This is a genomic window from Anaerococcus provencensis (assembly GCF_000312365.2).
GTDB classification, from domain to species: Bacteria; Bacillota; Clostridia; order Tissierellales; family Peptoniphilaceae; genus Anaerococcus; species Anaerococcus provencensis.
Map to the genome: position 1 here is coordinate 1 of NZ_HG003687.1, position 13,027 is coordinate 13,027.

Consider the following 13,027-nt stretch of genomic DNA (forward strand, 5'->3'; position numbering starts at 1 on the left):
AAAAATTGGTGTTTTCTAAATCTTGAATTTCTAAAATCGCAAACTCGCTACGCTCAAACAGTGCGATTTCTTAACGAAATTCTACGATTTGAAAACAAAGCAATTTTCCCACCTCTAAGCCTATGGATTTAGTATTTGTAGGCTTAGTGGTGCAGTGAATATTGTATTAACAATCTAAACAAAAGAATTTGCGGAGCAAACTTCTACTAATCATTGCCCCACGCAGTGGCGGTGGGGGTGTAGAAGGTATAGGGGGATCGGGGGAAAGGAAAAAGGGGTCTCCGCTACCCCTAATTCCTATCCCCCGAGGTACAACGGTACAGCCTTAAATTATAGATAAAATATAAGACATTTATTACTTTTAAAATAAAAGAATATCTTCTTTGGAATTTTTTATAAAGATCCTTCTGTCATTTCATTCCCTCGAGGATGACAAGCATGATAAAATACCATTAATACTATAAAATAAAAAACATTTACCTTATCAAAAACAATTTAGTCATAGATATTTGGAAAATATCTATCAGCCCTTATTTACTTATATTTAATCAATTTTATTGCAATTTTTCACGTTTTATATGATAATTAACCTATAAAATATAGGAAGGTGGTAAAGATGCTTAATAATGATGTAACTATTGCTTTAAGTTTTATTTTGGCAGTTATTTCACTGATATCTGTTTTGTTTACTGATAAGAAAATTCTTTTTGCCATAATTACTATTGGTCTTTTTGGATTTTTCTATTATCAAAATTCTATACACAATGTAGCAGATAATATGACTATCGTTACCTTTGTTATGGGAATCTCTTTGTTAGCCCTTGAGATTTTCATTCCTAGTTTTGGCATTATTGGTATCATTGGAGCGATTTTGACTGTCTATTCTGTTATGGATAGCTATGAAAATAGCCAAACTGGAATAGCTGTTTTAGTTTTATCTGCTCTTGCTATAATTCTTACTGTGACAATTTATGTCAAGTTAGGTTTTTCTAATAATCTTTTTGACTCTTTTGTTTTAAAGAATGAAAACTCGGCACAAAGAGGATTCAATAGCAAAAAAGATTATAGTGAATTGATAGGCAAGACTGGCAAATCTAAGACTATTCTTAGACCGACAGGTAGAGTTGAGATTGATGGCATATCCTATGATGCAAAGAGCGATTCCGATTTTATCGCAAAAGAGAAAGATGTTGAGGTTACTGGCATTCGTGATGGCCACATAATAGTAAAGGAGAAAATATGGACTTTATAATACCAGCAGCAATTATAATAATCGTACTAATAGTATTTTTCACAATGGTTCCAGTGGGACTTTGGATCACAGCTAGATTTTCTGGAGTTAATATTTCTATGGCAAGCCTTGTTGCTATGCGTTTTAGAAGGCTAAATCCTAATCTAATTGTCAATGCCCTTATCAAATCCCATCAAGCAGGTATACCAATCAGAACAGAAGATTTGGAAAGTCACTATCTTGCTGGAGGTAATATCAACCAAGTTGTCGATGCCCTTATAGCAGCAGAACGTGCCAATATTGACTTAACATTCGAGCAAGCAGCAGCAATAGATCTTGCTGGCCGTAATGTTTTTGAAGCTGTACAAGTTTCTGTAACACCAAAAGTAATCAATACACCAGTTATAGCAGCTGTTGCAAAAAATGGTATTGAAGTAAAAGTTATTGCCAAAGTAACAGTTCGTGCCAATATAGACAGACTTGTCGGTGGTGCAGGTGAGGAAACAATCATAGCCCGTGTTGGTGAAGGTATTGTAACAACAGTTGGTTCTGCAGATTCTCACGCTCAAGTTTTGGAAAACCCAGACAATATTTCCCAAACAGTTCTACTAAAGGGTCTTGATTCTGGTACTGCTTATGAAATCTTATCAATAGATATAGCAGATGTGGATGTGGGACGTAACGTTGGTGCAGAACTTCAACGTGACCAAGCTGAAGCTGACAAGAACATTGCCCAAGCTAAAGCCGAAGAACGTCGTGCCCAAGCTATTGCCCTTGAACAAGAAAACAAGGCTAAAGTTGTGGAAGCAGAAGCAAGAATACCAGAAGCAATTGCAAAAGCCTTTGAAGAAGGCAACCTTGGTATCATGGATTATTACAATATGAGAAATGTTAATGCGGATACCAAAATGCGTGAAAGCCTATCAGATGTAGATTCTGGTGATTTTGATGTCTAGGGAAAGCAATAAGAAAAACACATATAAATCCTTTGATGATTGGCTAAATTCTGCCAAGAAATCAATCAATGAATTTAAAGAAGAAGTTGAAATAGAACTTGAAGAAGAGGAGAAAAAGAAAAAATCTTTAGAGTCCTCTGACAAAAAGACGGTATATAGAAGGTTTTCTGACAATGCCGACCTAAAAGAAATTTTCCCAAGACCACAAAAATCTAAGTCTGACCAAGTTCTTATGGATAATAAATCCCACGAGGGCAAGGTTAATTCCAGAGGAAGTATAACAGGAAGTCCTATCATGGGCAACGAGGGAGATCCGGTAAATCCAGAGCTTAGAAAGAGACTTGAAGAAAAAAGACGAGCTGAAAGAAATGCAGCAAGAAAAAAAGAAGAGAAGCTATCTATAGAAAGCTACAAGAGAAAATCTGTCAAAGAAGCTGAAAAGAAAGCACAAATATCTTCCTTCAAAAAGTCTTTGAAAAACAAAGAAACATTTAGAAAGGCAATACTTGCCTCAGAAATTCTAGGCCCTTCACTTTCTAAAAGAAATAATCATTAAAAAAGGTATAATAGAAGGACAAGAAAGCAATCGGAGGGATTGATATTAATAGAAATATTAAGATAGATAATCAAAATGATATAAGAACCCTATTTGGAAATTTTGATTCCAATAGAAAATATATAGAAGAACGTTTCAATACAAAAATAAAACTTGCTGACGATGGAATTGAAGTAAGTGGCGAAGGCATAAACACAGAATTTGCAAAAGAGCTAATCATAGAACTATTAAATGAAATCAAGAAAAATGGTTCTATCGACTTTCAAAAGATAAAGTACCATGCAGATATGCTTGAACGCGAAAACAAGGATGTGATAAAACAAGCCTTGGATGATGCAATCATCACAACAGCAACAGGTAAGCCAATCAAACCAAAGACCTTGGGCCAACAAGCCTACATAGAAAAGATCAAAAACAATGACGTTGTCTTTGGCATCGGTCCAGCTGGTACAGGAAAAACCTACCTTGCAGTAGCCATGGCAGTAAGAAGCTTCAAACAGGGAGAAGTCAATAGGATAATTTTGACTCGTCCTGCAGTTGAAGCTGGGGAAAGCCTTGGTTTCTTGCCGGGAGATTTGCAAGATAAGGTTGATCCATATCTTAGACCCCTTTACGACGGACTTTTTGAAATCCTGGGCTTTGAAACCTACCAAGGTTTTGTAGAAAAAGGCATGATAGAAGTAGCTCCCCTTGCTTACATGAGAGGTAGGACTTTGGATAATGCCTTTGTAATCCTAGATGAGGCCCAAAACACCACAAGTGAGCAAATGAAGATGTTTTTGACTCGCTTGGGCTATGGATCAAAGGCCATTATAACAGGTGATAAGACTCAGGTAGACCTTCCAAGAGGTAGGATGAGCGGACTAAAAACAGCCGAACGCATATTAAAAAATATCAATGGCATAGGCTTTCAAAACTTCTCGTCAATAGATGTTGTAAGACACCCGCTTGTACAAAAGATAATCGACGCTTACGACAGAGATGACCAAGCAAGAGAAGCAAAAAAACTTGAAGCAAAGAACAAAGAAGCTGAATAAAGTAGGTAATTAATGAATCTTTTAATCACAAATGAAACTAATGAAAAAATAGAAATGGATGAGAAGTTAGAGAGCGTTATAAAAACAGTCCTTGAAACTGAGGGTCTTTCTTTGGCTTATGAAGTTTCTATTACTTTTGTCGATAAAGATGAGATTCACCAATTAAATAAGGAATTTAGGAATGTAGATAGGCCAACAGATGTCCTATCTTTTCCTATGGATACAGACTTTATTGTTGAGGGTGTGGATGCCATGCTTGGCGATATTGTCATTTGCATGGATGTGGCAAAGGAGCAAGCGAGAGACCTTGGCCATAGCCTAGATCGTGAGATTATGTATCTAACCTGCCATTCTACCTTGCATCTTTTGGGCTACGATCATATGAATGATGATGAGAAAAGAGAAATGCGTGCCCGCGAAAAAGAAGTTATGAAAATCTTGGGGGTCTTCAAAAATGACTGATAAGACTGACAGAGACCTGCTAAAAGAAGAATTAAAAAATGAAATATTAGAGGAGTGGCGTAAAGAAGAAGATAGAAAAGAAGCTGCCCAGCAAGAATTACATGAGAGGAATTTTGAAAAAGAAGAACTTTCCCATGGTCAAAAATTTCTAAAAGGTTTTGACTACGCCTACGAGGGCCTAGTTTGGGCCATCAACCATGAGAAAAATATGAAATTCCACATGCTAATACTAGCCATACTTCTTGTAGGATCATTATTTTTTAACCTATCTAGGGTAGAGATGATCACCTTAGTATTTGCAGTTTGCTTTGTCCTAGGCTTTGAACTTTTGAACACTTCTATAGAGCAGGCAGTAAACCTAGCCAGCGGAGGTAAGTATTCGTCCTTTGCCAAGGCTAGCAAGGACCTATCAGCTGCGGCAACATTTATAGCAGCCTTAAATGCACTTTTTGTTGCATATATGATATTTTTTGATAAGTTTTTGGACTTTTACAATTCGGTATTTGTAAGAATTACTAGAAGACCATCACACTTAGCAGTCATTACCATAGCCTTGGTTATAGTAGTTACTATATTTTTAAAGGGTGTTTTCTATGAAGGACATGGGACAGCCTTTAAGGGTGGCTTTGTTAGTGGACATACTTCGCTGGCATTTTGTATTGCTACCATAGGCATTCTTTTGGTGGATGAACCACTAGTAAGGCTAATGTTTGCAGGTCTTGCTGTAATAGTTGCAGAAAGTAGGTATGAGGCTGACATTCACTCCATACCAGAAATAATAAGAGGAGCCATACTTGGTACATCCATGGCTATGGCTATATTTGGGATATTTTCATGAACGAGATTAAAAAATTAATACAAATGGCTCTAGACAACAAGGAAAACTCCTACTCTCCCTATTCACATTTTAGAGTTTCATCAGTAGTAAAGACTAAGTCAGGCTCTATATATAAGGGAGTAAATATTGAAAATGCTGCATATTCGCCAAGTCTTTGTGCCGAAAGGTCAGCAATGAGTGCGGCCATCAGCAATGGCCAAAGAGACTTTTCCTATATTGTTATAAATGGCGATAGCAAGGATACTTTTCCTTGTGGAGTTTGCAGGCAATTTATCAGAGAATTTGCAGATTCTGACACCAAAATTGTTATAGCAAATTCTATAGATGATTACAAAGAATACACAATAGAAGAACTTTTGCCATATAGTTTTTCAAATGAGGACTTAAAAGATATATGAAATCAGGATTTATATCAGTAGTAGGCAGAGCCAATGTTGGCAAATCAACCCTTATGGCCAAGATCTTGGGTGAGAAGATTTCTATAATTTCCAACAAGGCCCAAACTACCAGAGATAAAATACAAATAATATATAACGATGAGGAAAGCCAAATCATATTTATCGACACACCAGGTATCCAAACCCCATCCAACAAGCTTCAAGAAAAACTCTTTGAATTTTCAGAAGAAAGCTTGAAAGAATCGGATATAGTTACCTTTGTAGTGGACAATTCTCTAGAAATCGGTAGGCTTGATAATGAGATTATCGATATGCTTGAAAGAATCCACGTGCCTAAAATCCTAGTCATAAACAAAGTTGACTTATTAAGCCAAGATGAACTTGACCAAATCAAAGAAAAATACCAAGCTATGGATATGTTTGATGAAATTATTGGAATTTCCGCTCTGGAGGATAAAAATATCAAGGCCTACATAGAAACTATCAAGTCCATGCTAGATGAGGGTCCAGCCTACTACGATAGGGATATGATAACCGATAAGAGCGAACGCTTTATTGTATCAGAGATTATCCGTGAAAAGGCTCTAAACAACCTAAGCGAAGAAGTTCCTCATGGCATAGCCGTTCGCATAGACAATTTCAAAGAAAGAGAAAACAAGAGACTTATTGATATTGATGCTACAATCATAGTTGAAAGGAATTCTCACAAGGAAATTGTCATCGGCAAGGGGGGATCCATGGTCAAAAAAATCGGCATGGAAGCTAGAAAAGAGATCGAGATTTTCCTAGACTCAAAGGTCAATCTAAAGCTATGGGTCAAGGTTGAAAAAGATTGGCGCAAAAAAGAAAAAATGGTGGATAGATTTGGCTACAAATGACCTATCAGATGTGACAGGCTTTATCCTAAGAGAATTCCCCTACAAGGAAACAAGCAAAATCTTGGAAGTTTTCACCAGGGAATATGGCAAAATTTCCATAATAGCTAAGGGAATCAATGGGAAAAACAAATCATCTGCTACAAGTAGGCGCTTTGTCAAGGTCAACGTTAACCTCTATAAGTCTGGTAAAGACTTTTATGGGCTTAAGGAAATTAGCCTTATCAATGCCTACAATAAATCTAACAAAAGTTTTGATGTTATATTGTATAAGTCGGCTATAGCAGACCTTTTATTAAGGACTATAGACCAAACTCAAATTGATGTAGTTTACAGACTCTTAGATAATAGTTTTTTGGCCTTTGAAAATGCAAGAGAAAACCAGTTAAATATTTTCTTGGCCTTTCTTTTGAAATATATATCATTTTCAGGATTTAAGCCAAATCTATCAACTTGCGGTGTTTGCGGGAGACAGATTAGAAACGAGGACTTGTATTTTTCCAATAGTCAAGCCTCTTTGATTTGTTCCGATGACAAATACCAGATTTATGATAAAATTTTTCTTACAAAAGAAGAATTTGTCTACCTAAAAAAATTATTATATACAAATTCAGAAGAACTTTCTTCTGTAAACTTAGTCAAATCAGTGGACAAAGTGACTAACTTAATCATTGACTACACCCTAGATAAGCTTGAAATAGCTAGATTTTCATCAATGGATTGGGTGTATAAGAAAGCTTTCGAAAGGAATTAATATGCTTTATTTTGAAGATTTAATACTAAAACTAGAACAGTATTGGATAGAAGCTGGCTGCTCGGTTATGTTTTCTTACGATACAGAAAAAGGTGCAGGAACTATGAACCCTCACACCTTCCTAAGGGCTCTTGGCCCAGAACCATGGTCAGTTGTTTATGTTGAGCCAAGCCGCCGTCCAGCAGATGGCCGCTATGGTGAAAACCCAAATAGGCTCTATCAACATCACCAACTCCAAGTGCTCTTGAAACCAACACCAGAAAATATCCAAGACCTATACCTTAAGTGCCTAGAAACCATAGGAATTGATCCAAAAGAACACGACATCCGTTTTGTAGAGGACAACTGGGAATCACCAACTCTAGGAGCTTGGGGCCTTGGCTGGGAAGTATGGCTAGATGGTATGGAAATTACCCAATTTACCTATTTCCAACAAGTTGGAGGTATCAACTGCGAGATTGAAAGTGGAGAGATTACCATTGGCCTAGAAAGACTTTGCATGTACCTACAAAATGTGGAAAGTGTTTACGACATCAAATGGTCAGAGAATTTAACCTATGGAGATGTCTTCAAACAAGCAGAGTATGAGAATTCAAAGTATTCATTTGAAGATGCTGATAGTGATCTTTTGATGGAATTATTTGATATTTACGAAAAGGAAGCAAACAGACTCATTGACCTAGGCCTCATATATCCAGCCTACGACAATGTCCTAAAAACTAGCCATACCTTTAACACACTCGATGCAAAAGGAGCCATTTCAGTATCTGAAAGAAGCCACTATATCAAAAGAGTGCGTGATGTGAGCAGTAAGGTTGCACAAAGATATTTAGAAATCAGAGAAGAGCAAGGATACCCTCTTCTAAGAAAGGATAATGATGAGTAATTACTTATTAGAAATCGGTGTAGAAGAGATACCTTCAGATTATATTGACAAGACAAAAAGTCAACTAAAGGAAAAATTTGAAAAATTATTAGACGAAAATAAACTTACTTACGATCAAGTAAGAGTGGAATCAACACCTAGAAGATTTGCCATATTTATAGAAAATGTAAATGCCAATGAGTCTAAGGAGAAGATATCAGTCAAAGGACCTAGTGCAAAGATTGCCTACGATGAAAATGGTGAACCTACTAAGCCATTACTTGGTTTTCTTAGGGGACAAAAGGCTGAACTTTCTGATGTCATAGTAAAAGATTTCAAGGGTTCTGACTATATATTCATAGAAAAAGAAGAAGAGAGCAAGTCAGTAGCAGATGTCCTAAAAGAAAATGTCTATGACCTAGTAAAATCAATATCATTTAATAGATCTATGCGCTGGGGTGGCAAATCAATCAGATGGGCTAGACCAATCAGATACTTTGTGTCTATCCTAGATGATCAAATTCTAGACTTTGATGCAGAAGGCATAAGAGTATCCAATGTCACAAAAGGACACAGAAGCCTTGGATTTGACCATATTGTGATTGACAAAATCGAAAACTATGAAAAACTACTAAAAGAAAACTATGTAATCCTTCCTTACAAGGAAAGAAGAGACATCATCCTTCGTGGCCTAAATAAACACGATATGGAAAAGGGTGGGGAGTACATGAAAGATGAGGCCCTACTTGATGAAGTCATCAACATAGTAGAATATCCAACAGTCCTAATTGGAGATATCGACCCAAAATATCTATCACTTCCAAAGGAAGTCATAGTAACACCAATGAAAGATCACCAAAGATATTTCCCAATGCTTGATGAAAACAAAAACCTTATGCCATACTTTATGCTGGTAAGAAATGGCGATGACAACCACAGTGAAAATGTAGTAGAAGGAAACAAAAAAGTATTGGTGGCAAGGCTTGAAGATGCCAAGTTCTTCTACGAACAAGATACAAATAAAAACTTAGAAGAATACGTAGAAGAATTGAAGAGTCTAACATTCTTTGAAGGCTTAGGTTCCATGTACCAAAAGACCCAAAGACTAGTGGAATTAACAGAAAAATTCCAACAAGAACTAAATCTTGGAGATGACATCAAAGAAGATCTAGCTCGTGCCTCCTACCTAGCAAAAGCAGACCTAGTTACAAAAATGGTAGTCGAGTTTACAGAACTACAAGGGACTATGGGCAAGATTTACGCTAAAGCATCTGGAGAAGACCAAAGAGTAGCCAATGCCATAGAAGAACAATACAAGCCAAAATCAGCAAATGACGATCTTCCAGAATCAATGGTAGGCATAGTCCTATCCCTTGCTGACAAGATGGACTCAATTGTAGGCCTATACGCCATAGAAAAATATGTAACAGGTAGCCAAGACCCATTTGCCCTAAGAAGAGCAGCCCTTGGACTTATCAATATTATTCTGGCTAATAATATAAATGTAGATTTAAAAGCATTAGTAAACGATGCTCTTATAGTTTATACAGAGAAAAATGGTCTTGCATTTGACTATGACCAAACCATGCAAAAGACCCTAGACTTTATCAAAGACAGGCTAAAAAATATGCTTATTGATGAAGGCTATAGATACGATGTTGTAAATGCTGTGATTAACACAAGCGATTCCAACATCCTAAAGATAGACCAAAAAGTCAAAGCAGTAAGTGACTTTATCAAAGATAATGATAGAGATTTAGAGTATTTCACAAGAATAATTAATCTAACTAAGAATTCTAACGACACAAATATTGACACAAATATTCTCGAAAATGATTTGGAAAAAGAATTCTATGAAGAAATAGTAAATCTTCCTGAAAATGGTCTTGCAACAAATGATGATTACAAAAATGAACTAGAGCTTCTTGCTAAAACAGGTGCAATTGGCAATAACTACCTAGACAATACAATGATAAATGTAGAAGATGAGGCCTTGAAATCAACAAGATTAGCTATGCTAAACGTCTTGGCCAAGAGAATAAAAAAGGTATTTGACGTAAACGAAATTGTAAGATAGGAGATATGTATGCAAGATTGTCTAACTATTATAATAATTAGTGACTCGACAGGTGAGACTGCAAACACCTACCTAAAATCAGTAACAACTCAGTTTCCAGACCTTGAGACAAGAATTATAAGGCGCCCTGATATCAGAAGTGAGGAAGAAATCGACGAAATCATCAAAGAAATTCCGGAATATTCTCTGATAGTCCAAACGATAGCAGATTATGACCTAGCACAATACCTAAGAGAGCTTTCTGTAAAAAACAATATCGAAGTCTTAGATATCTTGGACTTTGGCATAGAAAAGTTTGAAAAAATCACTGGCAAAAAGGCCGTCAGAGTACCAGGCCTTACCCGTGCCCTATCCCAAGATTATTTCAAAATGATAGAAGCTATAGAATTTGCCATCCAATATGACGATGGCAAGGATCCTAGGGGATTCTTAAAATCTGATATAGTTCTCCTTGGAGTAAGCAGAACTAGCAAAACTCCAACAACAATGATCTTATCAACCAAAAACTATAAGGTTTCAAACTTGCCTTTGGTTCCAGAATCCAGACTGCCTCAAGAAATATTTGAAGTTGATCCAAGAAGAATAATTGGACTAATCATAGATCCAGACAAACTTGCTGACATAAGAGAGTCTAGGACCTTGGAATTGGGTCTTATAGGCAACTCTGTATACTACAAAGACCAGAGAATCCAAGCTGAACTAGCCTATGCCAAGGAAGTTTTCAAAGACTTAGATTGCAAGGTCATAGATGTAACCAACAACACCATAGAACAAACAGCAACAGAAATCGAAAGCTATTACAAGTCACAATTTGGCGAAGAAAATTAAAAAAAGATAGGAAGTATAAATGAGCTTAAATAAAATTATTGTCCTAAACTTTGGGGGCCAAACAGACCAACTAATCGTAAGAAGAGTCAGAGAACTTGGAGTATACGCTGAGCTACACCCATGTGATGTAGACATAGATTCCCTAGACTTAGAGGGACTTGCAGGCATAATACTCACAGGTGGACCACAATCAGTAAACGATGCGCAGAGCCTTAGAGCAGATAAGAAAATATTTGAACTAGGAGTACCAATACTTGGCATTTGCTATGGACTTCAATACATCAACTTCAACTTTGGTGGAGAAATCGAAACACCAAAAAACGGCGAATACGGCAAAACACCACTATTTGTAGATAAAAATTCTAGTATTTTCCAGAATATTCCACAAGAATCAACCATTTGGATGAACCATAGGGATAGAATCAGCAAGCTTGCAGATGGCTTTAAGAAAACAGCTTGGACCCTAAACTGCCCAGTAGCAGGCATGGAAAACAAAGACAAAAATATCTACGCAGTACAATTCCACCCAGAAGTAGTACACTCAGAATACGGCAAGATCATGATAGCAAACTTTGTCCTAAACATCTGTAAGGCTGAACAAACATGGAAAATGGACGACTACGCCCAAAAAATGATAGAAGAAATCAAAGAAAAATACGCTGGCGAAAAGATGATTTGCGCCCTATCAGGAGGAGTAGACTCCTCAGTAGCAGCAACCATAGTATCAAAAGCAATTGGCGATAATCTCCAATGTATATTTGTTGACCACGGTCTCCTACGCAAAAACGAAGCAGAAGAAGTCATGGAAACCTACAAAAACTTAGGACTAAAAGTCAAAAAAGTAGACGCAGCCAAGGAATTCCTAGACCTACTAAAGGGAGTAGAAGATCCAGAAACAAAAAGAAAAATCATAGGCAACCACTTCATAGAAGTATTTGAAAGAGAAGCCAAAGAATTTGGTGATGCCAAATACCTAGTCCAAGGAACAATCTACCCAGACGTCATAGAATCTGGCAAAGACAAAGCAAGTGTCATAAAAAGCCACCACAACGTAGGCGGTTTACCAGAAGATATGCTATTTGAAGGACTAGTAGAACCACTAAGAGACCTCTTCAAAGACGAAGTAAGAGCCCTTGGTGAAACAATAGGAGTCCCACACGACATGGTATGGCGCCAACCATTCCCAGGACCAGGCCTTGGAATTAGAGTAATGGGCGACATAACAGAAGAAAAACTAGAAATAGTAAGAGAAACAGACGCAATACTTAGAGAAGAAGTCAAAAACGCAGGCCTTAACGAAGACATCTGGCAATACTTCACAGTATGGACACCAATCAAAACAGTAGGAGTAAAAGGAGACGCCAGAGCCTACGAAAACGTCATAGCAATCAGAGCAGTAGAATCCACCGACGCCATGACAGTAGAAGCATCTAACCTACCATTCGACCTACTCCAAACCCTTTCAAGCAGAATGATAAACGAAGTAGCCGGAGTCGGCAGAGTAGTGTATGATATAACATCCAAACCACCTGGAACTATCGAATGGGAATAATATACTAACTTAATTTGAATGGGGAACTCCAATTTTCAACGGTTTTAAAAGTATAAATTAATGAAATTAAGTTAAAATTAATATAGTTCCCTTCCAAAACCCTGCCAAATAATTAGGTTACAAAATAAAAATGAAAAAATCGAAGATTTTAACTATGGCGCCTTTTGTTATTTTACAAATATGAGTATAATCGCCTACTCATTTTGTCAAATATCAAAGGGCGCCTTATCTTTATATAGATAATCGGTAGGTCGTAGGCAAGTGTTAACCGAAAAAATATCTGTAATGAAACGTAATGGAATAATAAATAAAGCGTGTTATATTTTATCTCATAGTGCTTTATTTTGTATGAAATGAAGTGTAATGAAGGAGATTTTTGAATTAACTCTTGCCGTATAATCCACGTTGGAATTAGAAGTTTAGAGAGTTGTTATTTATATTGTAGGATTATGGGTCTTCGGAATATATAGTGGAATTACTTTCTTAATAGTTTAAAAACAACTGGTGTTTAAATCGGATTTTCTGGTGGGATGTTAGGACAATCAATAGTATTATATAAAAGCATCAATCACATACGAGTGATACGTTGGGGAAAAAT

At 36.7% G+C, this 13,027-nt stretch carries 13 protein-coding genes; all 13 read left to right on the top strand.

Annotation, left to right across the window (positions count from 1 at the left end):
* Positions 1–616 precede the first annotated feature (616 nt).
* The 13 genes from BN38_RS07480 to guaA all read left to right on the top strand — a co-directional run bounded on the left by BN38_RS07480 (position 617) and on the right by guaA (position 12,429).
* Complete coding sequence (locus BN38_RS07480) at positions 617–1,252, top strand: NfeD family protein (protein ID WP_044566483.1); 636 nt, start codon at positions 617–619, stop codon at positions 1,250–1,252.
* Entirely contained in the window at positions 1,240–2,187 is a 948-nt protein-coding gene (gene floA, locus BN38_RS07485; RefSeq protein ID WP_044566485.1) for a flotillin-like protein FloA, read from the top strand. Before BN38_RS07480 ends, floA begins: the two co-directional genes overlap by 13 nt.
* On the top strand, positions 2,180–2,743 hold the full coding sequence (locus tag BN38_RS07490; protein ID WP_044566486.1) for a hypothetical protein: 564 nt from the start codon (positions 2,180–2,182) through the stop codon (positions 2,741–2,743). Before floA ends, BN38_RS07490 begins: the two co-directional genes overlap by 8 nt.
* Positions 2,744–2,823: 80 nt before the next feature.
* A complete protein-coding gene (locus tag BN38_RS07495; RefSeq protein ID WP_049944475.1) occupies positions 2,824–3,780 on the top strand; it encodes a PhoH family protein in 957 nt (318 codons plus the stop codon).
* A 12-nt stretch (positions 3,781–3,792) separates the two neighbouring features.
* Positions 3,793–4,242, top strand: coding sequence for an rRNA maturation RNase YbeY (ybeY, locus tag BN38_RS07500; RefSeq protein ID WP_044566491.1), 450 nt, complete (start codon positions 3,793–3,795; stop codon positions 4,240–4,242).
* On the top strand, positions 4,235–5,080 hold the full coding sequence (locus tag BN38_RS07505; RefSeq protein ID WP_044566493.1) for a diacylglycerol kinase: 846 nt from the start codon (positions 4,235–4,237) through the stop codon (positions 5,078–5,080). Before ybeY ends, BN38_RS07505 begins: the two co-directional genes overlap by 8 nt.
* Positions 5,077–5,478 (top strand): cytidine deaminase, encoded by a 402-nt coding sequence (gene cdd, locus BN38_RS07510; RefSeq protein WP_044566495.1) that lies wholly within the window; start codon positions 5,077–5,079, stop codon positions 5,476–5,478. Before BN38_RS07505 ends, cdd begins: the two co-directional genes overlap by 4 nt.
* Positions 5,475–6,356 (top strand): GTPase Era, encoded by an 882-nt coding sequence (gene era, locus BN38_RS07515; RefSeq protein ID WP_044566497.1) that lies wholly within the window; start codon positions 5,475–5,477, stop codon positions 6,354–6,356. The genes cdd and era overlap by 4 nt, the downstream gene beginning before the upstream one ends.
* Positions 6,301–7,107, top strand: a complete 807-nt coding sequence (gene recO / locus BN38_RS07520; protein ID WP_326544533.1) for a DNA repair protein RecO — start codon at positions 6,301–6,303, stop codon at positions 7,105–7,107. Before era ends, recO begins: the two co-directional genes overlap by 56 nt.
* Position 7,108: 1 nt before the next feature.
* On the top strand, positions 7,109–7,993 hold the full coding sequence (gene glyQ, locus BN38_RS07525; RefSeq protein ID WP_044566499.1) for a glycine--tRNA ligase subunit alpha: 885 nt from the start codon (positions 7,109–7,111) through the stop codon (positions 7,991–7,993).
* Positions 7,986–10,049 (top strand): glycine--tRNA ligase subunit beta, encoded by a 2,064-nt coding sequence (glyS, locus tag BN38_RS07530; protein WP_044566861.1) that lies wholly within the window; start codon positions 7,986–7,988, stop codon positions 10,047–10,049. The genes glyQ and glyS overlap by 8 nt, the downstream gene beginning before the upstream one ends.
* Before the next feature lie 9 nt (positions 10,050–10,058).
* Complete coding sequence (locus BN38_RS07535; protein ID WP_044566501.1) at positions 10,059–10,877, top strand: pyruvate, water dikinase regulatory protein; 819 nt, start codon at positions 10,059–10,061, stop codon at positions 10,875–10,877.
* Positions 10,878–10,896: 19 nt separating this feature from the next.
* Positions 10,897–12,429: a glutamine-hydrolyzing GMP synthase gene (gene guaA, locus BN38_RS07540; protein WP_044566503.1), complete on the top strand. Its 1,533-nt coding sequence runs from the start codon at positions 10,897–10,899 to the stop codon at positions 12,427–12,429.
* Positions 12,430–13,027 lie beyond the last annotated feature (598 nt).

Excerpts from the sequence above, each read along its gene's own strand:
- BN38_RS07535 (WP_044566501.1), top strand. The coding sequence starts at position 10,059 with ATGCAAGATTGTCTAACTATTATAATAATTAGTGACTCGACAGGTGAG.
- cdd (WP_044566495.1), top strand. The coding sequence starts at position 5,077 with ATGAACGAGATTAAAAAATTAATACAAATGGCTCTAGACAACAAGGAA.
- BN38_RS07505 (WP_044566493.1), top strand. The coding sequence starts at position 4,235 with ATGACTGATAAGACTGACAGAGACCTGCTAAAAGAAGAATTAAAAAAT.
- BN38_RS07490 (WP_044566486.1), top strand. The coding sequence starts at position 2,180 with ATGTCTAGGGAAAGCAATAAGAAAAACACATATAAATCCTTTGATGAT.
- glyS (WP_044566861.1), top strand. The coding sequence starts at position 7,986 with ATGAGTAATTACTTATTAGAAATCGGTGTAGAAGAGATACCTTCAGAT.
- era (WP_044566497.1), top strand. The coding sequence starts at position 5,475 with ATGAAATCAGGATTTATATCAGTAGTAGGCAGAGCCAATGTTGGCAAA.
- glyQ (WP_044566499.1), top strand. The coding sequence starts at position 7,109 with ATGCTTTATTTTGAAGATTTAATACTAAAACTAGAACAGTATTGGATA.
- BN38_RS07480 (WP_044566483.1), top strand. The coding sequence starts at position 617 with ATGCTTAATAATGATGTAACTATTGCTTTAAGTTTTATTTTGGCAGTT.
- floA (WP_044566485.1), top strand. The coding sequence starts at position 1,240 with ATGGACTTTATAATACCAGCAGCAATTATAATAATCGTACTAATAGTA.
- guaA (WP_044566503.1), top strand. The coding sequence starts at position 10,897 with ATGAGCTTAAATAAAATTATTGTCCTAAACTTTGGGGGCCAAACAGAC.
- ybeY (WP_044566491.1), top strand. The coding sequence starts at position 3,793 with ATGAATCTTTTAATCACAAATGAAACTAATGAAAAAATAGAAATGGAT.